Consider the following 21239-nt stretch of genomic DNA (forward strand, 5'->3'; position numbering starts at 1 on the left):
ACAACTTGCTTAGCCACACGGGAGCTGTGTTCCTGATAACACTAACTATAAGCCACTCTGATCAGGATTTCACCGCGCTATTACGAAAAATTACAATTAAAACGTTTCCTTGCGAGCGCTTACGCAAATGTGACCTCAGACGCGAACACTTTTATCGAGAGAAACCCTTTTTTTAATCCGTTCCTTAAGATTCATTGAGTTAGCGCAATGTTTCAATTGAAGTCCGGATTCAGATGTCTTCGGCATTTACGATGATTTAGGATTTGTCCGAATATTTTAGGCGATGAATTGATATAAAAAGAATGCTGAATTCTACGATTAGCTTATCGGATTATTATGATAAGTCTTATCAGGACGGGTGAAAATAAATAAAACGACAATAAGACTATTTTATGAATTTTTCTGAAAATGAAAAAGGCCGCAAATGCGGCCTTTTTATCATGTGAAACCGGTATCAGTGATGTTCTACCGAATGATTGTGCTCCACATCTTCATTTTTGCGGCTAAAGCGGCGACGTACCACCACGAAGAACACCGGTACAAAGAAGATGGCGAGAACGGTCGCAGTGACCATACCACCCATTACACCGGTACCTACCGCGTTCTGTGCGCCGGAGCCTGCGCCTGAGCTGATAACCAGCGGCATAACGCCGAGGATAAACGCCAGGGACGTCATCAGGATTGGACGCAGACGCATACGAACGGCTTCAAGCGTTGCTTCAATCAGGCCTTTACCTTCTTTCTCCATCAGATCTTTGGCGAATTCGACGATAAGTATCGCGTTCTTCGCCGACAAGCCAATGGTTGTCAGCAGGCCCACCTGGAAGTAAACGTCGTTAGTCAGCCCACGGAAGGTTGCGGCAAGCAGCGCACCGATAACCCCCAGCGGAACCACGAGCATAACGGAGAACGGAATCGACCAGCTCTCATACAATGCCGCCAGACACAGGAACACCACAATCAGTGAAATGGCGTACAGGGCAGGGGCCTGGTTACCGGACAGACGTTCCTGATAGGACATACCGGTCCAGTCGTAGCCAATACCCGCAGGCAGTTTGCTGGCCAACTCTTCCATCAGGTTCATGGCTTCACCGGTGCTTCGGCCCGGCGCCGCCTGACCGAGGATCTCCATCGATGGCAAGCCGTTATAACGCTCCAGACGCGGCGAACCGTATTCCCAGCGCGAAGTTGAGAAGGCGGAGAACGGCACCATCTGGCCATCGCTGCCGCGAACGTACCAGTTGTTGATATCGTTCGGCAGCATACGGTATTGCGCTTCGGACATGACGTACACTTTCTTCACGCGACCACGGTCGATGAAGTCGTTGACGTAGCTGCCACCCCAGGCTGCACCCAGCGTGGTATTGATGTCACTGATGGACACACCCAGCGCCTGTGCTTTTTCCTGGTCGATATCGATCTTGTACTGCGGCGTATCTTCCAGACCGTTAGGACGCACGCCCACCAGCAGGTCAGGGTGTTTAGCCACCTCGCCAAATAGCTGGTTACGCGCCTGAGTCAGTTTTTCGTGGCCCAGACCGCCCTGGTCAATCAGCTGGAAGTCGAAGCCGGTCGCCGTACCCAGTTCAACAATCGCTGGCAGGTTAAAGGCGAAGACCATCGCATCTTTAATCTGTGAGAAGGTACCCATGGCCCGGTTGGTAATGGCTTCAACTTTGTTCTCATCACCCGGGCGTTCGGACCAGTCTTTCAGAGAAACGAAGGCAATACCGGTGTTCTGACCACGACCCGCGAAGCCAAAGCCGTTAACCGCAAACACGGATTCGACGTTGTCTTTCTCTTTGGTCAGGAAGTAGTCGGTCATCTCATCCAGCACTTTTTGCGTACGTTCTTGCGTCGCACCCGCCGGAAGCTGAGCCATGCTCAGGAACACGCCCTGGTCTTCATCTGGCAGGAACGAGCTTGGCAGACGAACAAACAGGAAAGCCATGCCCACCACGATGATGATATAAAGCAGCAGATAACGACCGGTGCTGCGCAGGATGTTCCCCACGCTGTCGGTGTAGTGATGCGTACTCTTATCAAACATGCGGTTAAACCAGCCGAAGAACCCTTTGTGCTCGCCGTGGCCACCTTTCTTAATCGGCTTCAGCATGGTCGCACACAGGGCTGGCGTCAGGATCAGGGCTACCAGCACCGACAGCGCCATCGCGGAAACGATGGTAATAGAGAACTGACGGTAAATCGCACCGGTTGAACCCCCGAAGAAGGCCATCGGGATAAATACCGCAGACAGAACCATCGCGATACCGACCAGCGCGCCCTGGATCTGGCCCATTGATTTACGGGTTGCTTCCTTCGGCGGCAGGCCTTCTTCCGCCATCACACGCTCAACGTTTTCGACCACTACGATGGCGTCATCCACCAGCAGGCCGATGGCGAGCACCATCCCGAACATCGTCAGGGTGTTTATCGAATAGCCAAATATCGCCAGAACCGCGAAGGTGCCGAGCAGTACAACCGGCACGGCGATGGTTGGGATCAGCGTTGCGCGGAAGTTTTGCAGGAACAGGTACATTACCAGGAAGACGAGGATGATCGCCTCAACCAGGGTTTTTACCACTTCGTGAATCGAAATTTTAACGAACGGCGTGGTGTCATACGGGTAAACAATTTTCAGACCTGACGGGAAGAAAGGTTCCATCTTCTTCAGTTCTGCACGGATAGCCGTCGCGGTGTCCAGGGCGTTCGCCCCAGTCGCCAGTTTGATACCTAAACCGGAAGCCGGTTTACCGTTGAACTTCGCAATAACGTCGTAGTTCTCGCCACCCAGCTCCACTTTCGCCACGTCACGCAGGCGAACCTGCGAACCGTCCTGATTCACCTTCAGCAGAATTTTACTGAACTCATCCGCCGAGGTCAGACGCGTTTGCGCGATGATAGACGCGTTAAGCTGCTGGCCTTTCACCGGCGGCGTGCCGCCTAACTGACCGGCTGCAACCTGGGCGTTTTGCGCTTTAATTGCGCTGATCACGTCAACCGGGGTCAGCTGGAAGTTGTTCAGCTTATTCGGATCCATCCAGATACGCATCGCGTACTGTGAACCGAACAGCTGAACGTCACCCACACCAGACGTACGGCTGATGGCGTCCTTCATGTTGGCGCCCACGTAGTCGGAAATATCTTCCTGCGTCATGGTGCCATCGGTGTTAATCACGCCGACAACCATCAGGAAGCTACTGGACGATTTCTCGACGCTCACACCCTGTTGTTGCACTTCCTGCGGCAGCAGGGGCATCGCCAGCTGCAGTTTGTTCTGCACCTGAACCTGCGCAATGTCCGCATCCGTACCTGATTCAAAGGTCAGGGTAATCTGAACTGTACCGGTTGAGTCACTGTTTGAGGACATGTACATCAGGTTATCGATACCGTTCATGTTCTGTTCGATAACCTGCGTAACGGTGTCCTGCACCGTTTTGGCATCAGCGCCCGGGTAGGTTGCGGAGATCGTCACTGCCGGCGGCGCAATCGTTGGATATTGCGCAACAGGCAGCTTCAGGATCGCAAGTCCCCCGGCCAGCATGATGATAATGGCGATCACCCACGCAAATATGGGGCGATCGATAAAGAAATTAGGCATGTCTTAACGGCTCCTGTTTAAGTTAAGACTTGGTTTGTTCTGACTGGCCAGCGGCCGACGCTTGTTGTTTGTCGTCAGATTTCACTTCCTGAGCTTTGACCTGCGCGCCAGGACGAACTTTTTGCAAACCAGTAATAATCACGCGATCGCCATCTTTCAGACCTTCCGTTACCAGCCACTTGTCGCCAATCGCCTGCGTTGCAGTGATATTGCGTGTTTCGACTTTGTTATCGGCACCCACAACCAGCGCGCTCGCATCGCCGCGTGGCGTACGGGTCACACCTTGCTGCGGAACCAGAATGGCGCTTGGGTTAGTCCCTTCTTCAAGACGGGCGCGTACGAACATACCCGGCAGCAGGGTTTTATCCGGATTCGGGAAAATAGCCCGGATGGTGATAGAGCCGGTGGTCTGATCGACGGTCACATCAGAAAATTCCAGTGTGCCTGTCTGTGAGAACTTGATACCGTCGTTGGTAACCAGTTCAACTTTGGCTTTACCGTTTTCCTGTTTCAGTTGTCCGCTGGCAAGCTCCTGTTTGAGACGCAGGAAATCGTTGCTGGACTGTGTAACGTCAACGTAGATCGGGTCAAGCTGCTGCACGGTGGCCAGCGCGTTGGTTTGACCGTTCTGCACCAGCGCACCTTCGGTGACGGCTGATTTACCAATACGACCGCTGATAGGGGAGGTCACTTTGGTGTAGGCGAGGTTAATACGCGCGGTTTCTACCGCCGCTTTCGCCGCCACAACGGCTGCATTGGCTTGCTGTGCATCGGCCAGGGCAGAATCGTAATCCTGTTGGCTGATGTACTGCGTGCCGAGCAGTTTCTTGTAACGATTCAACGTCAGTTGCGAAATTTTGGCTGCCGCTTCTGCTTTCGCCAGATCGCCTTTAGCGCTCTCATAAGACGCCTGATAGGTTGCTGGATCAATCTGATAAAGAGACTCACCTGCTTTCACATCACCGCCTTCGGTGAAGTTACGTTTCAGGATGATACCGCTCACCTGCGGACGTACTTCTGCAATGCGATAGGCGCTGGTGCGGCCCGGTAGTTCTGTTGTCATCTGGAGAGGTTCGGATTTGAGCGTCACGACGCCAACTTCTGGCACCTGCTGAGCTCCTTGTTGAGCCTCTTTGTCGTCACATCCTGTAAGCGCTAAGCTGCCTGAGAGCATCAGAACGACCGCCAGAGGCGTTAACCCTCTGTTTTTGTTCATATGTAAACCTCGAGTGTCCGATTTCAAATTGATCAAGGGTCCTGAGTCTAAAAACCCATTGCTGCGTTTATATTATCGTCATGCTATGGTACATACATTCATAAATGTATGTAAATCTGACTCCTGTAAATTCATCAACGTATGGCACGAAAAACCAAACAACAAGCGCTGGAAACCCGACAACACATTCTGGATGTGGCAATGCGTTTGTTCTCACAGCAGGGTGTTTCGGCAACCTCGCTGGCGCAGATTGCTCAGGCCGCGGGCGTCACGCGGGGAGCGATTTACTGGCATTTTAAAGACAAGTCAGATCTGTTTGGTGAAATCTGGGAGCTTTCAGAGTCCAGCATCAGCGATCTTGAGAGTGAGTATCGGGCAAAATTCCCTCACGATCCACTCTCAGTATTAAGAGAAATATTAGTATATATCCTTGAAGCGACTGTTGTGGAAGAACGCCGACGTCTGATGATGGAAATCATCTTCCATAAATGTGAGTTTGTTGGCGAAATGGCGGTGGTTCAGCAGGCGCAGCGCGACCTGTGTCTGGAAAGCTACGATCGCATCGAGCAAGTTCTTAAGGAATGTATGCAGGCCGACATGCTTCCCGCTACGCTGTTAACGCGCCGGGCGGCGATCCTGATGCGCAGTTATATTTCCGGCCTGATGGAAAACTGGCTTTTCGCCCCGCAGTCGTTCGATCTGAAATCAGAGGCGCGCAGCTACGTCGCGATTTTCCTGGAGATGTGCCAGCTTTGCCCGACCCTTCGCAGCGAGGGAGCGCCGCTTACTGCCTGAATCTTTCCAGGAAATGTCTTAGAGGATTACCTTCCCGCTATTCTGCTTTAGCCGGGCGTGATATTCTTCACGCCCGACTATTTTCGGTCATTTCTCAGATCACATTCACGACTATGCTGCACACCTATCGCTCGACACATTCTGTTCTGGCCGTTTTTTTGATCCTGCTGTTTTTCTTTGCAGCCGCACCGCATTCCTGGGCCCGTGCAGACAACGGCAGTGACGTCCCGACGCGTGCCGAGGTTCAGTCGCAACTCGACACCCTGAATAAACAAAAAGATCTCTCCGCCCAGGAAAAGCTCGTTCAGCAGGACCTGACGGAAACCCTGGATACGCTGGATAAGATCGATCGCATCAAAGCCGAAACGGCCCAGTTGCGGCAGAAGGTCGCTCAGGCGCCGGAGAACATGCGTAAAGCAACGGAGGCCCTGAACGCGCTTAGCGACGTTGATAACGACGATGAAACCCGAAAAACGCTTGCCACGCTTTCGTTGCGCCAGCTCGAGTCGCGCGTGGCGCAGCTGCTGGACGATCTGCAAACGGCGCAGTCCGATCTCTCGACCTATAACAGCCAGCTGGTTTCGCTGCAAACCCAGCCTGAGCGCGTGCAGAACGCCATGTATTCTGCATCGCAACAGCTACAGCAGATACGTAACCGTCTGAATGGCATTACCGTGGGGGAAGGGGCGCTTCGACCGACCCAGCAAACGCTGCTGAACATCCAGCAGACGCTGCTGAACGCGGAGATTGAACAGCAGCGTAAGAGTCTGGAAGGCAACACGGTGTTGCAGGATGCGCTGCAAAAACAGCGTGACTACGTGAACGCGAATATCAACCGGCTCGAGCATCAGCTTCAGCTGTTGCAGGAGGCGGTGAACAGCAAGCGCCTGACGCTGACCGAAAAAACGGCGCAGGAAGCGGTCTCGCCAGACGAAACGGCGCGTATCCAGGCCAATCCGCTGGTGAAGCAGGAGCTGGAAATTAACCATCAGCTGAGCGAGCGCCTGATTCAGGCGACTGAAAGCGGCAGCGCGCTGGTGCAGCAGAATATTAAAGTCAAAAACTGGCTGGATCGCGCTTTGCAGGCTGAGCGCAATGTCAAAGAGCAGATTGCCGTCCTGAAGGGAAGCCTGCTGCTGTCGCGCATTCTTTACCAGCAGCAGCAGACGCTGCCGTCCGCCGACGAGCTGGAAGACATGACCAACCGCATTGCGGATTTGCGTCTTGAACAGTTTGACGTTAACCAGCAGCGCGATGCCCTGTTCCAGAGCGATACGTTTGTTGCCAAAGTGGAAGAAGGCCATTCAAGTGAAGTAAACGGTGAAGTTCACGACGCGCTGTTGCAGGTTGTGGATATGCGCCGCGAACTGCTCGATCAGCTTAATAAGCAGCTGGGCAACCAGCTGATGATGGCGATTAACCTGCAAATCAACCAGCAGCAGCTGGTGAGCGTGTCTAAAAGCCTCCAGGAGATCCTGACCCAGCAGATTTTCTGGGTGAACAGCAACAAACCCATGGACTGGGACTGGTTTAAATCTTTCCCTGAAACGCTGAAATCCCAGATCAAAAGCATGAAAATTACCGTGAACTGGGAGAAAGCCTGGCCTGCGGTAATGATTGCCTTCCTTGCGGGTCTGCCTTTGCTGCTCATCGCCGGAGTAATACGCTGGCGTTTGAAATGGCTGAAGCAGTACCAGGCGAAGCTGGCCTCGGAAGTGGGGCAACTGCGTAACGACAGCCAGCTGCACACCCCGAAAGCGATCCTGATCGATCTGATCCGTGCTCTGCCGGTCTGCCTGCTGATCCTCGCCGTCGGCCTGATCCTGTTGACCATGCAGCTCAATATCAGCGACCTGCTGTGGGCGTTCAGCAAAAAGCTGGCGCTGTTCTGGCTGGTGTTTGGTCTGTGCTGGAAAGTGCTGGAAAAAGACGGCGTCGCGGTCCGACACTTCAACATGCCGGAAAAACTCACCAGCCACTGGCGTCGCCAGATTGTACGTATCAGCCTCGCGCTGTTGCCGCTGCACTTCTGGTCCGTTGTGGCCGAGCTTTCGCCGCTGCATCTGATGGATGACGTGCTGGGACAGCTGGTAATTATGCTGAACCTGCTGCTGATAGCCGTCCTGATGTGGCCGATGTGCCGCGACAGCTGGCGGGATAAAGAGTCCCACAATCTTCGTCTGGTTACCGTAACGGTGCTGGCGATCATTCCGCTGGCGCTGATGGTGCTGACGGCAACGGGTTACTTCTATACCACGCTTCGTCTGTCAGGCCGCTGGATTGAAACCGTGTATCTGGTGATCCTGTGGAACCTGTTGTTCCAGACCGTGCTGCGCGGTTTGAGCGTGGCGGCGCGCCGCATTGCGTATCGTCGTGCTGTTGCCCGTCGACAGCATCAGGTTAAAGAGGGGGCTGAAGGGGCGGAGCCGCAGGAAGAGCCGACCATTGCCCTGGAGCAGGTCAACCAGCAAACGATGCGTATTACCATGCTGGTGATGATTGCGCTGTTTGCGGTGATGTTCTGGGCCATCTGGTCTGATTTAATTACCGTCTTCGCCTACCTCGACAGTATCACCCTCTGGCAATACAACGGTACCGAAGCGGGCGCTGCGGTAATGAAAAGCGTCACCATGGGCAGCCTGCTCTTTGCGCTGGTGTCGTCGGTGGTGGCCTGGGCGTTGATCCGCAACCTGCCTGGTCTGCTGGAAGTGCTGGTGCTCTCAAGGCTGAACCTGCGTCAGGGGGCGTCGTATGCCATTACCACCATCCTGAACTACGTCATTATTATTGTCGGGGCGATGACGGTATTCGGCTCGCTGGGCGTCTCGTGGGATAAACTCCAGTGGCTGGCGGCGGCGCTGTCGGTAGGTCTGGGCTTCGGCTTGCAGGAGATCTTCGGTAACTTTGTTTCTGGCCTGATAATCCTGTTCGAACGTCCGGTGCGTATCGGCGATACCGTCACCATCGGCACCTTCTCCGGGACCGTCAGCAAGATCCGTATTCGTGCGACCACCATCACTGACTTCGATCGTAAAGAGGTGATCATCCCGAACAAAGCCTTCGTGACCGAGCGACTGATCAACTGGTCGCTTTCGGATACTACGACGCGCGTGGTGGTCCGACTCGGGGTGGCCTATGGTTCAGATCTGGATAAAGTGAAAGAGGTCCTGCTGGAAGCCGCGAAATCACATCCTAAAGTGATGCACGATCCTGCGCCTGACGTGTTCTTCACCACCTTCGGGCCAAGCACGCTGGATCATGAGCTGCGCCTGTACGTACGCGAACTACGCGATCGCAGCTACACCGTCGATGAGCTGAACCGCACCATTGACCGTCTGTGCCGTGAAAACAACATTAATATCGCCTTCAACCAGCTTGAAGTTCACCTGCGTAACGAGAAAGGTGACGAACATACGGAAGTGAAGCGCGAGATTAAGGGTGACGAAAACTCCGCCCCTCACCCTGCCCTCTCCCCAGAGGGGAGAGGGTAAAAAGCGAATCAGGGCAGATCTTTCAAACCGCACCTAACGGTCCCCTCTCCCTCCAGGGAGAGGGCTAGGGTGAGGGTGAGGGCAACCGGCCTTCACCTTTCCCTCAAAATCCCGCCGCACAGTCTCCAGCGCTTTCAGCACCGTCTCCGCCGGGATCTCGTGATTCTCCAGCAGCATAATTAAATCGACGGCCAGCTTGACCTCGTCGGGGGCATTTTCCAGTGACATTAGTGGCTCCTGTTAACGGGTCAGGCGTTCAATGACGCGTTCAATCTCATCCAGCGCCTGACGGCAGCGGACGATGCGGCCTTCCAGCGCGCTGATTTCACGCATTAATAACTGCTGCTCTTGCAGCGTTTCGCTGGTGGTCAGGCGGGCTTTGCGCTCACACTTCATCTCAAACAGACGCCGCTCAAACTCCTGGTTCTCCAGCCGCTTGCGCTGCCATTTTCCGAGCCCAGGCGAGGCGCTGTCCCACGCCCGTAGCGGCCAGGCGGCGATTTCGCGGTGCAGGGCGGTGATCTGCTCGGTAAGATGCTCCGCAAGCCACACCACCTGTTCCTGCTGTTCACTCTCAACCGCGTGGCGAAGCTCGTCGAGGTTGGTCTGCATCTCAGCAAGGTAATCCTGAATGACGGTACTGCGGGTGCGGAAGAGCTGCCGGTCAAAGCGCGGTTTCAGCGTAGCATGTCCCATCAGCGGTGTGGCCTGCGCCCGCAGCGCGATCAGCTGATTTTGCAGCCTCTCAAGAAGCAGTGCTGTTTTCAATGCGCTCTCCAGTGGTAAAGTAGCCGTTCAGTTTGATAACGATTCGCATTATGCAGCGTACTATTTTAATCATCATTGGCTGGCTCGCGGTAGTGCTGGGTACGCTGGGCATCGTATTGCCCTTGCTGCCGACCACCCCGTTCATCCTGTTGGCCGCCTGGTGCTTCGCCCGCTCGTCGCCGCGTTTTCACCACTGGCTCCTGTACCGTTCGTGGTTTGGCGGCTACCTGCGGCACTGGCAAAAACACCGGGCCATGCCGCCCAGGGCCAAGCCGCGCGCCATTGCCTTCATCCTGATCACCTTCGCCGTCTCGTTATGGCTGGTGAAAATGATGTGGGTGCGCATTCTGCTGCTGGCAATCCTGGCCTGCCTGCTGATCTTCATGTGGCGGATCCCCGTGGTTGATGAAAAGCAACAAAAGCACTGAAGCCTCATCATGGCGGTTGCAATTATGGCGCACAGCCAGTAAATTCGACCGTTTTCGAGCACAGGTGCGCCTGGTCAAAGGTTAAACAACTGTTACTTTGACCGACTCGTCGCGCGCCGTGAGTAACACTGTTTCATTTAGGCACAAACCGATGACCGCAACTGCACAGCAGCTTGAATATCTGAAAAATAGCATCAAAAGTATCCAGGATTATCCAAAGCCTGGCATTCTTTTCCGTGATGTCACCAGCTTGCTGGAAGACCCGAAAGCGTACGCCCTCAGCATTGAACTGCTGGTTGAGCGTTATAAAAACGCCGGGATCACCAAAGTAGTAGGTACCGAAGCCCGTGGCTTCCTGTTCGGCGCACCGGTTGCGCTGGCGATGGGCGTGGGTTTTGTGCCGGTGCGTAAGCCGCGCAAACTGCCGCGTGAAACCATTGCTGAGAGCTATGAGCTGGAATACGGCACCGATCAGCTGGAAATTCACGTTGATGCCATCAAGCCAGGCGACAAAGTGCTGGTGGTGGACGATCTGCTGGCAACCGGCGGCACCATCGAAGCGACCGTGAAGCTGATCCGTCGTCTGGGCGGGGAAGTGACCGACGCGGCCTTCATCATCAACCTGTTCGATCTCGGCGGCGAGCAGCGCCTGGAAAAACAGGGTATTACCAGCTACAGCCTGGTGCCTTTCCCGGGACATTAATCCCGTATCTCACAACCTCGCTCAATGGGTGAGGTTGTGATAGCATTCCCCTCCATTAATTCACCTTCCAGCGTTGCAGAGCCTGCCCATGAGTTATCAGGTGTTAGCCCGTAAATGGCGACCACAAACCTTTGCTGACGTTGTCGGTCAGGAACATGTGCTGACGGCCCTGGCGAACGGCTTGTCGCTAGGTCGCATCCATCACGCCTATCTTTTCTCCGGCACCCGTGGCGTCGGTAAAACCTCTATTGCCCGCCTGCTGGCAAAAGGTCTGAACTGCGAAACCGGGATCACCGCCACCCCGTGCGGCGTATGTGACAACTGCCGCGAGATCGAGCAGGGGCGTTTTGTCGATCTGATCGAGATCGACGCCGCCTCGCGCACCAAGGTGGAAGACACCCGCGATCTGCTCGACAACGTGCAGTACGCCCCGGCGCGCGGCCGCTTCAAGGTCTATCTGATCGATGAAGTGCACATGCTGTCGCGCCACAGCTTCAACGCCCTGCTGAAAACGCTGGAAGAGCCGCCTGCGCATGTAAAATTCCTGCTGGCGACCACCGATCCGCAAAAGCTGCCGGTCACGATCCTGTCGCGCTGCCTGCAATTTCATCTGAAGGCGCTGGACGTTGAGCAGATCCGCGCTCAGCTTGAACACATTCTTGATGAAGAGAAGATCGTTCACGAGCCGCGCGCCCTGCAGCTGCTGGCCCGCGCGGCGGACGGAAGCCTGCGTGATGCGCTGAGCCTGACTGACCAGGCAATTGCCAGCGGTGACGGTAAGCTTTCCACTGACGCGGTCAGCACCATGCTCGGCACGCTGGATGACGATCAGGCGCTGTCGCTTATCGAAGCGATGATTGCCGCCAACGGTGAGCGGGTAATGACCCTTGTCAACGATGCCGCCGCCCGTGGCATTGAATGGGAAGCGCTGCTGGTCGAGATGCTCAGCCTGCTGCATCGCGTGGCGATGCTGCAATTGTCTCCGTCGGCCATTGGCGCGGACATGGCGACCATTGAACAGCGGATGCGTGAACTTGCGCGCACCGTGCCGCCGGCTGACGTGCAGCTTTATTATCAAACCCTGCTGATTGGCCGCAAAGAGCTGCCGTTTGCACCGGATCGCCGGATGGGCGTTGAAATGACGCTGCTGCGCGCGCTGGCCTTCCATCCGCGCAAGCCATTGCCGGAGCCGGAAACGCCCCGGCAGTCCTTTGCGCCGGTTGCGCCGACCGCGGTAATGTCACCGCAGCAGGTGCCACCGCAACCGGCATCGCCGCCGCCGCAGAACGTGCCGCTGTCGGATGCCACCAGTTCGGTGCTTGCCGCACGAAGCCAGTTGCAACGTGCGCAGGGAGCAACCAAACCAAAAAAGAGTGAGCCGGCAGCGCCTGCAAGAGCGCGGCCGGTGAACAACGCCGCGCTTGAACGACTGGCCTCGGTAACGGAGCGCGTGCAGTCGCGTCCGGCACCGTCCGCGCTCGAGCAAAAAGCCCCGGCGAAAGAAGAGGCATACCGCTGGAAGGCGACTACCGTTGTTGAAACGGTCAAGGAAGTGGTCGCCACGCCAAAAGCGCTGAAAAAGGCGCTTGAGCATGAAAAAACGCCGGAGCTGTCCGCGAAGCTCGCGGAAGAGTCCATCGAGCGCGACGCCTGGGCCGCTGAGGTCAGCAAACTTCAGCTGCCGAAGCTGGTGGAGCAGGTCGCGCTGAATGCCTGGAAAGAGCAGGAAGGCAATCAGGTGCGTCTGCACCTGCGCCCTGGCCAGCGGCACCTCAACTCCCCAGGCGCGCAAAAGGCGCTGGCCGAGGCGCTTACCGCATTACAGGGTGTGCCGGTTGAATTGACTATCATTGAAGATGATAATCCGGCGGTGAAAACGCCGCTCGAGTGGCGACAGGCGATTTATGAAGAGAAGCTCGCGCAGGCGCGCGAGTCGATTATCGCGGATAACAACATCCAGACCCTGCGCCGGTTCTTCGACGCCGATCTGGATGAAGAGAGTATTCGCCCCCTTTGATCGTGAGTCTGACTTACGGTTGTAATCCTTAACGTGAAAGAAGAGAGAAGCCTATGTTTGGTGGAAAAGGCGGTCTGGGTGGCCTGATGAAGCAGGCTCAGCAGATGCAGGAAAAAATGCAGAAGATGCAGGAAGAGATCGCTCAGCTGGAAGTCACGGGTGAATCCGGTGCCGGTCTGGTCAAGGTGACCATCAACGGTGCGCACAACTGCCGTCGCGTTGAAATCGACCCGAGCCTGCTCGAAGACGACAAAGAGATGCTGGAAGATCTGGTTGCAGCCGCGTTTAACGATGCCGCTCGCCGTATCGACGAAACCCAGAAAGAGAAAATGGCCTCTGTTTCCAGCGGTATGCAACTGCCGCCGGGCTTTAAGATGCCATTCTGATGCAAACCAGTCCGCTGCTCACGCAGTTAATGGAAGCACTGCGCTGCCTGCCGGGCGTTGGCCCGAAGTCGGCGCAGCGTATGGCGTTTACGCTATTGCAGCGCGACCGCAGCGGCGGGATGCGCCTGGCGCAGGCTCTGACCCGCGCCATGTCAGAAATTGGTCACTGTGCGGATTGCCGGACCTTTACCGAGCAGGACGTCTGTAACATCTGCACGAACCCGCGTCGTCAGGAAAACGGTCAGATTTGCGTGGTGGAGAGTCCGGCGGACATCTACGCCATCGAACAAACCGGGCAGTTTTCCGGCCGCTATTTCGTGCTGATGGGGCATCTCTCCCCGCTGGACGGCATCGGCCCGGATGATATCGGTCTCGATCGTCTTGAACAGCGTCTTGAGTCCGAGACGATCAAAGAGGTGATCCTCGCCACCAACCCGACGGTGGAAGGGGAGGCAACCGCCAACTACATCGCCGAGCTGTGCGCGCAGTACGGCGTTGACGCCAGCCGCATCGCCCACGGCGTGCCGGTCGGCGGTGAGCTGGAGATGGTCGACGGCACCACGCTGTCGCACTCGCTGGCCGGACGACACAAGATTATTTTCTGACCAAACGGAGGCTGCGTGCGCGGCCTCCGCTTGAAAATTCCCCCCCTTATCCCCATCTCTCACTCAACGTTTTACAACCCCATTAAATGGCATTGTTGAGGTCGACTTAGATGAAAGGACAAGAAACCCGTGGTTTCCAGTCAGAAGTAAAACAGCTTCTGCACCTGATGATCCATTCCCTGTATTCCAACAAAGAAATCTTCCTGCGTGAGCTGATTTCCAACGCCTCCGATGCGGCGGACAAGTTGCGCTTCCGCGCGCTGTCCAACCCGGATCTGTACGAAGGCGATGGCGAACTGCGCGTGCGCGTCTCTTTTAATAAAGAGAACCGCACCCTGACGATTGCCGATAATGGCATCGGGATGAACCGCGACGAGGTGATCGACCACCTTGGCACCATCGCTAAATCCGGCACCAAAGCGTTCCTCGAGTCCATGGGCTCTGACCAGGCGAAAGACAGCCAGCTGATCGGTCAGTTCGGCGTAGGCTTCTACTCGGCATTCATCGTGGCGGATAAAGTCACCGTGCGCACCCGCGCCGCGGGCGACAGCGCCGAAAACGGCGTGCTGTGGGAATCCAAAGGGGAAGGCGAATACACCGTTGATGATATCACCAAAGCGGATCGCGGCACCGAAATCACTCTGCACCTGCGCGAAGGCGAAGACGATTTCCTGAACGACTGGCGCGTACGCTCCATCATCAGCAAATATTCTGACCACATCGCGCTGCCGGTTGAGATTGAAAAACAGGAAGAGAAAGACGGCGAAACCGTGGTTTCCTGGGAGAAAATCAACAAGGCGCAGGCGCTGTGGACGCGCAACAAAGCTGAAATTAAAGACGACGAGTACAACGAGTTTTACAAGCACATCGCCCACGACTTTACCGACCCGCTGACCTGGAGCCACAACCGTGTGGAAGGGAAGCAGGAGTACACTAGCCTGCTGTACATTCCGGCGCAGGCGCCGTGGGACATGTGGAACCGCGATCACAAGCACGGCCTGAAGCTGTACGTGCAGCGCGTCTTCATCATGGACGACGCCGAGCAGTTCATGCCGAACTACCTGCGCTTTGTGCGTGGCCTGATAGATTCCAACGATCTGCCGCTGAACGTCTCCCGTGAAATTCTCCAGGACAGCACCGTCACCCGTAACCTGCGTAACGCCCTGACCAAGCGAGCGTTGCAGATGCTGGAAAAACTGGCGAAAGACGATGCGGAAAAATACCAGACCTTCTGGAAACAGTTCGGCCTGGTGCTGAAAGAAGGCCCGGCGGAAGACACCGCGAACGTGGAAGCTATCGCTAAACTGCTGCGCTTCGCCTCTACGCACAACGACTCCTCCGCCCAGACCGTGTCGCTGGAAGAGTACGTCTCCCGCATGAAAGAAGGGCAGGAGAAGATCTACTACATCACCGCCGACAGCTATGCGGCAGCGAAGAGCAGTCCGCATCTGGAGCTGCTGCGTAAGAAAGGCATCGAAGTGCTGCTGCTGTCTGACCGCATCGACGAGTGGATGATGAACTACCTGACCGAGTTCGACGGTAAATCCTTCCAGTCCGTTGCTAAAGCCGACGAGTCTATCGATAAGCTGGCGGATGAAGTGGACGACAGCGCGAAGGAAGCCGAGAAGGCGCTGGAGCCGTTCGTTGAGCGAGTGAAAACCCTGCTGGGCGACCGCGTGAAAGAGGTGCGCTTCACGCACCGTCTGACCGATACGCCAGCCATTGTCACCACCGATGCGGACGAAATGAGCACCCAGATGGCGAAACTGTTCGCTGCGGCGGGCCAGGCCGTGCCGGAAGTGAAATATATCTTTGAGCTTAATCCGGATCATCCGCTGGTGAAACGCGCGGCGGATACCCAGGACGACGCCCGCTTTGCGGAGTGGGTTGAACTGCTGCTGGATCAGTCCCTGCTGGCCGAGCGCGGCACCCTGGAAGATCCTAACCTGTTCATTAAACGTGTGAATGCGCTGCTGCTGGCGTAATACAAAACCTACCCCTCACCCTGGCCCTCTCCCCTTTGGGGAGAGGGTATAATCGTCCCCTCTCCCCAAAGGGGAGAGGGTTAGGGTGAGGGGGCATTCTCGCACTAACCCAAATAATCTCCCCCCGTTAACCGTTTCAGCCTCCCCGCCTTCCTTGAGCGATACCCGTTCTGGTGGTATTGTTTAGCGCTTTTGAAAAATTGAATCGACATTTGAGGGGATTTTCGCAATGCGTATTATTCTGCTTGGCGCTCCGGGCGCGGGTAAGGGAACTCAGGCTCAGTTCATCATGGAGAAATACGGTATTCCGCAAATCTCTACTGGTGACATGCTGCGTGCCGCTGTTAAATCTGGCTCCGAGCTGGGCAAACAAGCTAAAGACATCATGGACGCAGGCAAGCTGGTGACCGACGAACTGGTTATCGCGCTGGTAAAAGAGCGCATTGCTCAGGAAGACTGCCGCAATGGTTTCCTGCTGGACGGCTTCCCGCGCACCATTCCTCAGGCTGACGCCATGAAAGAAGCGGGCATCAACGTGGATTACGTGCTGGAGTTCGATGTACCGGACGAACTGATCGTTGACCGTATCGTTGGCCGTCGCGTGCACGCTGCCTCTGGCCGCGTTTACCACATCAAATTCAACCCACCTAAGGTTGAAGGCAAAGACGACGTGACCGGCGAAGAGCTGACCACCCGTAAAGACGACCAGGAAGAAACCGTGCGTAAACGCCTGGTGGAATACCATCAGATGACCGCACCGCTGATCGGCTACTACTCTAAAGAGGCGCAGGCGGGTAACACCAAATACGCGAAAGTTGACGGCACCAAAGCCGTGGCTGACGTACGTGCAGAGCTGGAAAAAATCCTCGGCTAAGCGCACCTCTCTCACCCGGAGCCCCGGGTGAGAAAAATTCTCATCTTACCTATTACAGCAATGGGTTTCGTTTAAACGCATTTCCGCTACAATTGACAGCCTATCAAATGGTTAAGAGGCGTGAATGAGTCAGGCGAAAACCGGCATCCTGCTTGCCAATCTGGGCACCCCAGAAGCACCTACTCCAGCGGCGGTAAAACGCTACCTGCGACAATTTTTAAGCGACACGCGCGTCGTGGATACCCCAAGACTGCTGTGGTGGCCACTGCTGCGTGGTGTCATTCTGCCGATTCGTTCTCCGCGTGTAGCAAAGCTCTATCAGTCCGTGTGGATGGAAGAGGGCTCGCCGCTGATGGTCTACAGCCGTCGTCAGGAGAAGGCGCTGGCCGCCCGTCTGCCGGACATGCCCGTTGCGCTCGGTATGAGCTACGGTAAGCCATCCCTGGAAAGCGCCGTCGACTCTCTGCTGGCGCAGGGCGTTGAACACATTGTGGTGCTGGCCCTTTATCCGCAGTATTCGTGCTCCACGGTGGCTGCCGTCTGGGACGAACTGGCACGCATTCTGGCGACCCGCCGCCGTATACCGGGCATTACCTTTATCCGCGACTACGCCGATAACGAGCTGTACATTCAGGCGCTTGCCAGCAGCGCGCGCGCGTCGTTTGAAAAACACGGCGAGCCGGATCTGCTGCTGCTCTCCTATCACGGTATTCCGCAGCGTTTCGCGAACGAAGGGGACGATTACCCCCAGCGTTGCCGCGATACCACCCGCGAGCTGGTCTCCGCCCTCGGCCTGCCGCCTGAGAAGGTGATGATGACCTTCCAGTCGCGCTTCGGTCGTGAACCGTGGTTGACCCCGTATACTGATGAAACGCTAAAAATGCTGGGCGAGAAGGGCGTGAAGCACATTCAGGTTATGTCGCCGGGCTTCTCGGCGGATTGTCTGGAAACGCTGGAAGAGATTGCCGTCCAGAACAAAGAGTTCTTCATGGAGGCCGGCGGAACGAAATACGAATACATTCCTGCGCTTAACGACTCCCCTGAACACATCGATATGATGGTGTCACTGGTCACCACCCGCCGCTGATCGCGTTACGGGCCGGGTTTGTGCTACCATTCCCGGCCCGTATTCTTTGCACAGTTCAGACCATGAAATTTCCCGGTAAACGTAAGTCCAAACACTATTTCCCCGTCGATGCCCGCGATCCGCTGTTACAGCAAATTCAGCAGGAAAGCGAAACCAGCGCTGCCTGGGTGGTCGGTATCGATCAGACGCTGGTGGACATTGAAGCCAAAGTGGATGATGCGTTTGTCGCACGTTACGGTCTGAGCGCCGGGCACTCGCTGGTGATTGAGGATGACGTTGCCGAAGCGCTGTATCAGGAACTGATGCGCGAAAATCTTATCACCCACCAGTTTGCTGGCGGCACCATCGGTAACACCATGCACAACTACTCCGTTCTGGCAGACGACCGCTCGGTGCTGCTTGGCGTGATGTGCAGCAATATCGAAATCGGTGGCTACGCCTACCGCTACCTGTGCAATACCTCCAGCCGCACCGATCTGAACTATTTGCAGGGCGTTGACGGGCCGATTGGTCGTTGCTTTACGCTGATAAGCGATTCCGGCGAGCGTACCTTTGCCATCAGCCCCGGCCATATGAACAAGCTACGCGCTGAAAGTATTCCGGAAGAGGTGATCGCGGGCGCGTCTGCGCTGGTGTTGACGTCTTATCTGGTGCGCTGCAAGCCGGGCGAACCAATGCCGGACGCAACCATGAAGGCAATTGAGTATGCGAAGAAATACAACGTGCCTGTGGTTCTGACGCTGGGCACCAAATTCGTGATTGCCGACAACCCGGAGTGGTGGCAGGCCTTCCTGAAAGAACACGTCTCGATTCTGGCGATGAATGAAGAAGAAGCCGAAGCGCTGACCGGCGAAAGCGATCCGCTGCTGGCGTCTGATAAGGCGCTGGACTGGGTGGATCTGGTGCTCTGCACCGCAGGGCCGGTCGGGCTGTACATGGCGGGCTTCACGGAAGAAGAGAGCAAGCGGAAAACCCAGCACCCGCTGCTGCCGGGCGCTATCGCCGAATTTAACCAGTACGAGTTCAGCCGCGCCATGCGTCATAAAGACTGCATCAACCCGCTGCGTATCTTCTCCCACATTGCACCGTATATGGGTGGCCCCGAGAAGATCATGAACACCAACGGCGCGGGCGACGGCGCGCTGGCCGCGCTGCTGCACGACATCACCGCTAACGCCTACCACAAAACCAATGTGCCGAATTCCAGCAAACACACCTTCAACTGGCTGACCTATTCCTCGCTGGCGCAGGTGTGCAAGTACGCGAACCGCGTGAGTTATCAGGTGCTGAACCAGCATTCACCGCGCTTAACGCGTGGGCTGCCGGAACGGGAAGACAGCCTCGAAGAGGCGTATTGGGACAGGTAAAAGAAGACCCCTCACCCTGGCCCTCTCCCCAAAGGGGAGAGGGAACTTGAACACCCTCTCCCCTTTGGGGAGAGGGCTGGGGTGAGGGGACCAGGCCGCACAAAATTTACCCCGTCACCGCCTCTTCAACCGGCGGCTTCGTCAGCATTGTCAGCATCGTATTCGCAATCTCACGCTCACCCATCACCACCTGATTCGCGCCGCGCTCGGTAATGTACTCCACTTCGTCATCATAATGGGCGCGGGCTATGATTTCGATATGCGGGCATTTTTCACGGGCTGTGGCGACAATCTCGCCAGCCTCGTAACCGTTCGGGATAGTGAGCAGCAGCCAGCGAGCGCAGTCCAGATGCGCCAGATTCATAATTTCTTCGTTAGCCGCGTTGCCCAGCACCGCGCGGATGCCGCGTTCGCGAAGTTCGTCGACGCGGGTGCGTGACGTTTCAATCACTACAAGTGGAATGCCCTGAGCCATCAGTTTTTCACCCAGCAGGCTGCCGACGCGGCCAAAACCGACCAGCAGCGCGTGGTTGCAGATATCCACCGGGATCTGTTTCTCTTCTTCTGTCGCCTCTTCCAGCGTCAGCTCTTCGAGGGTTTCAGTCTTCTCGAGATATTTCTCCAGCAGGGCAAACAATACCGGGTTCAACATGATGGAGAGGATCGCCCCCGCCAGCACCAGATTTTGCCCAGCCTGTGGCAGCAGGTTCAGGGCCATCCCCAGACCAGCCAGAATAAAGGCGAACTCGCCAATCTGCGCCAGGCTGGCGGCGATGGTCAGCGCCGTGCGCGGCGAGTGACCGAACATCCGCACCAGGAAGAAGGCGGCAACGGACTTACCAAAGATGATGATTGCCAGCGTACCCAGCACGGCCAGCGGCTGCTGGATGAGGATCATCGGGTCGAACAGCATCCCGACGGAGACAAAGAACAGCACCGCGAACGCATCACGTAGTGGCAGAGTATCGTGCGCGGCACGGTGGCTCAGCTCGGACTCGTTCAGCACCATCCCGGCGAAGAACGCGCCCAGCGCAAAGGAGACGTCAAACAGCTCGACAGCGCCAAAGGCAATGCCCAGCGCCAGCGCAAGGACCGAAAGCGTGAACAGTTCACGCGAGCCGGTGGCGGCGCTGCGGGACATGATCCACGGCACCAGACGGCGGCCCACCAGCATCATGATGGCAATAAACGCCACAACCTTACCGATGGTAATGCTCATATCCAGCGCCAGCGAAGCGAAGCCGATATTCTCTTTCTCCATCATCCCGGCGACGGCAGGCAGCAGTACCAGCGTCAACACCATCACCAGATCTTCAACTATCAGCCAGCCAATCGCGATTTGCCCGCGCTGGCTGTCTATCAGCTGCCTCTCTTCAAGCGCGCGCAGCAGCACCACGGTACTGGCGGTTGAAAGACACAGCCCAAATACGATACCGGTCATGATTGACCAGCCCAGCACCGCCGAAAGCGCCATGCCCAGCAGCGTCGCCACCCCTATCTGGGCGATCGCTCCCGGTATGGCGATCGACTTTACCGCCATCAGATCCTTCAGGGAAAAATGCAGTCCAACGCCAAACATCAGCAGGATAACGCCCAGTTCCGCCAGCTCCGGTGCAAGTTTGGTATCTGCGACAAAACCCGGCGTAAAGGGCCCTGCCAGCACGCCCGCTAACAAATAGCCTACCAGGGGCGAAATACGCAGTTTGTTGGCAATCATGCCGAGGATAAAAGCGAGCACAAGTCCACCAACAATGGTGGTGATAAGCGGTGTGGCGTGGTGCATTCCGTCTCCTTTCGCGATGGGTGATCCATTTTTGGTGCAAATACCAAAAAGCCGATTAATAGTTTATGACAATTTTTACGCTTATGTTTATGAATAATTGTTGAAATCACAATAAAAAGGCAATAAGCACGAA

16 protein-coding genes and 1 other annotated feature are annotated in these 21239 nt (G+C 56.1%); of the genes, 11 read left to right on the forward strand and 5 right to left on the reverse strand.

The window, feature by feature from the left end:
- Positions 1 to 454: 454 nt before the first annotated feature.
- Together acrB and acrA are read right to left on the reverse strand one after the other, a co-directional pair.
- Positions 455 to 3601 carry a multidrug efflux RND transporter permease subunit AcrB gene (gene acrB, locus ACQG2Q_RS05140; RefSeq protein ID WP_023299464.1) on the reverse strand — a complete coding sequence of 1049 codons (3147 nt, stop codon included), beginning with the start codon at positions 3599 to 3601 and terminating at the stop codon, positions 455 to 457.
- Between the two features lie 22 nt (positions 3602 to 3623).
- Entirely contained in the window at positions 3624 to 4817 is a 1194-nt protein-coding gene (acrA, locus tag ACQG2Q_RS05145) for a multidrug efflux RND transporter periplasmic adaptor subunit AcrA (RefSeq protein ID WP_022647272.1), read from the reverse strand.
- A 141-nt stretch (positions 4818 to 4958) separates the two neighbouring features.
- Between acrA and acrR the strand changes: the two genes are divergently transcribed.
- Complete coding sequence (acrR, locus tag ACQG2Q_RS05150) at positions 4959 to 5612, forward strand: multidrug efflux transporter transcriptional repressor AcrR (RefSeq protein WP_032624732.1); 654 nt, start codon at positions 4959 to 4961, stop codon at positions 5610 to 5612.
- 113 nt (positions 5613 to 5725) lie between these two features.
- Complete coding sequence (gene mscK / locus ACQG2Q_RS05155) at positions 5726 to 9103, forward strand: mechanosensitive channel MscK (RefSeq protein WP_023305598.1); 3378 nt, start codon at positions 5726 to 5728, stop codon at positions 9101 to 9103.
- A gap of 33 nt (positions 9104 to 9136) precedes the next feature.
- On the opposite strand, the gene rsmS is transcribed toward mscK, so the two are convergent.
- Together rsmS and priC are read right to left on the reverse strand one after the other, a co-directional pair.
- Positions 9137 to 9331 carry a pleiotropic regulatory protein RsmS gene (gene rsmS / locus ACQG2Q_RS05160; protein ID WP_426759074.1) on the reverse strand — a complete coding sequence of 65 codons (195 nt, stop codon included), beginning with the start codon at positions 9329 to 9331 and terminating at the stop codon, positions 9137 to 9139.
- Between the two features lie 12 nt (positions 9332 to 9343).
- Positions 9344 to 9871, reverse strand: coding sequence for a primosomal replication protein N'' (priC, locus tag ACQG2Q_RS05165; protein WP_063849493.1), 528 nt, complete (start codon positions 9869 to 9871; stop codon positions 9344 to 9346).
- Positions 9872 to 9921: 50 nt separating this feature from the next.
- On the opposite strand from priC, the gene ACQG2Q_RS05170 reads away from it, so the two are divergent.
- The 9 genes from ACQG2Q_RS05170 (at position 9922) to ACQG2Q_RS05210 (ending at position 19323) form a co-directional block, all read left to right on the forward strand.
- Entirely contained in the window at positions 9922 to 10299 is a 378-nt protein-coding gene (locus tag ACQG2Q_RS05170) for a DUF454 family protein (protein ID WP_426759075.1), read from the forward strand.
- A gap of 151 nt (positions 10300 to 10450) precedes the next feature.
- Positions 10451 to 11002 carry an adenine phosphoribosyltransferase gene (apt, locus tag ACQG2Q_RS05175; protein WP_000127359.1) on the forward strand — a complete coding sequence of 184 codons (552 nt, stop codon included), beginning with the start codon at positions 10451 to 10453 and terminating at the stop codon, positions 11000 to 11002.
- 88 nt (positions 11003 to 11090) lie between these two features.
- The gene (gene dnaX, locus ACQG2Q_RS05180) at positions 11091 to 13019 is read left to right on the forward strand and encodes a DNA polymerase III subunit gamma/tau (RefSeq protein ID WP_023299467.1); all 1929 of its coding nucleotides are present in this window, start codon (positions 11091 to 11093) and stop codon (positions 13017 to 13019) included.
- Positions 12349 to 12413: a sequence feature (DnaX frameshifting element), on the forward strand. (Overlaps the previous gene by 65 nt.)
- 53 nt (positions 13020 to 13072) lie before the next feature.
- Positions 13073 to 13405 (forward strand): YbaB/EbfC family nucleoid-associated protein, encoded by a 333-nt coding sequence (locus ACQG2Q_RS05185; protein ID WP_003858972.1) that lies wholly within the window; start codon positions 13073 to 13075, stop codon positions 13403 to 13405.
- Complete coding sequence (gene recR, locus ACQG2Q_RS05190; protein ID WP_006809843.1) at positions 13405 to 14010, forward strand: recombination mediator RecR; 606 nt, start codon at positions 13405 to 13407, stop codon at positions 14008 to 14010. The genes ACQG2Q_RS05185 and recR overlap by 1 nt, the downstream gene beginning before the upstream one ends.
- Before the next feature lie 110 nt (positions 14011 to 14120).
- On the forward strand, positions 14121 to 15995 hold the full coding sequence (gene htpG / locus ACQG2Q_RS05195; protein WP_015571245.1) for a molecular chaperone HtpG: 1875 nt from the start codon (positions 14121 to 14123) through the stop codon (positions 15993 to 15995).
- A gap of 229 nt (positions 15996 to 16224) precedes the next feature.
- Positions 16225 to 16869 carry an adenylate kinase gene (adk, locus tag ACQG2Q_RS05200; RefSeq protein WP_022647279.1) on the forward strand — a complete coding sequence of 215 codons (645 nt, stop codon included), beginning with the start codon at positions 16225 to 16227 and terminating at the stop codon, positions 16867 to 16869.
- A 124-nt stretch (positions 16870 to 16993) separates the two neighbouring features.
- Positions 16994 to 17956, forward strand: a complete 963-nt coding sequence (hemH, locus tag ACQG2Q_RS05205) for a ferrochelatase (RefSeq protein WP_017383216.1) — start codon at positions 16994 to 16996, stop codon at positions 17954 to 17956.
- A 62-nt stretch (positions 17957 to 18018) separates the two neighbouring features.
- On the forward strand, positions 18019 to 19323 hold the full coding sequence (locus ACQG2Q_RS05210; RefSeq protein WP_022647280.1) for an inosine/guanosine kinase: 1305 nt from the start codon (positions 18019 to 18021) through the stop codon (positions 19321 to 19323).
- A 106-nt stretch (positions 19324 to 19429) separates the two neighbouring features.
- Here the strand turns inward: ACQG2Q_RS05210 and ybaL are convergent, their stop codons facing one another.
- Complete coding sequence (ybaL, locus tag ACQG2Q_RS05215; RefSeq protein WP_022647281.1) at positions 19430 to 21106, reverse strand: YbaL family putative K(+) efflux transporter; 1677 nt, start codon at positions 21104 to 21106, stop codon at positions 19430 to 19432.
- Between the last annotated feature and the right edge of the window lie 133 nt (positions 21107 to 21239).

This window comes from Enterobacter cloacae complex sp. 370H10 (assembly GCF_050031535.1).
GTDB lineage: Bacteria > Pseudomonadota > Gammaproteobacteria > Enterobacterales > Enterobacteriaceae > Enterobacter > Enterobacter intestinihominis.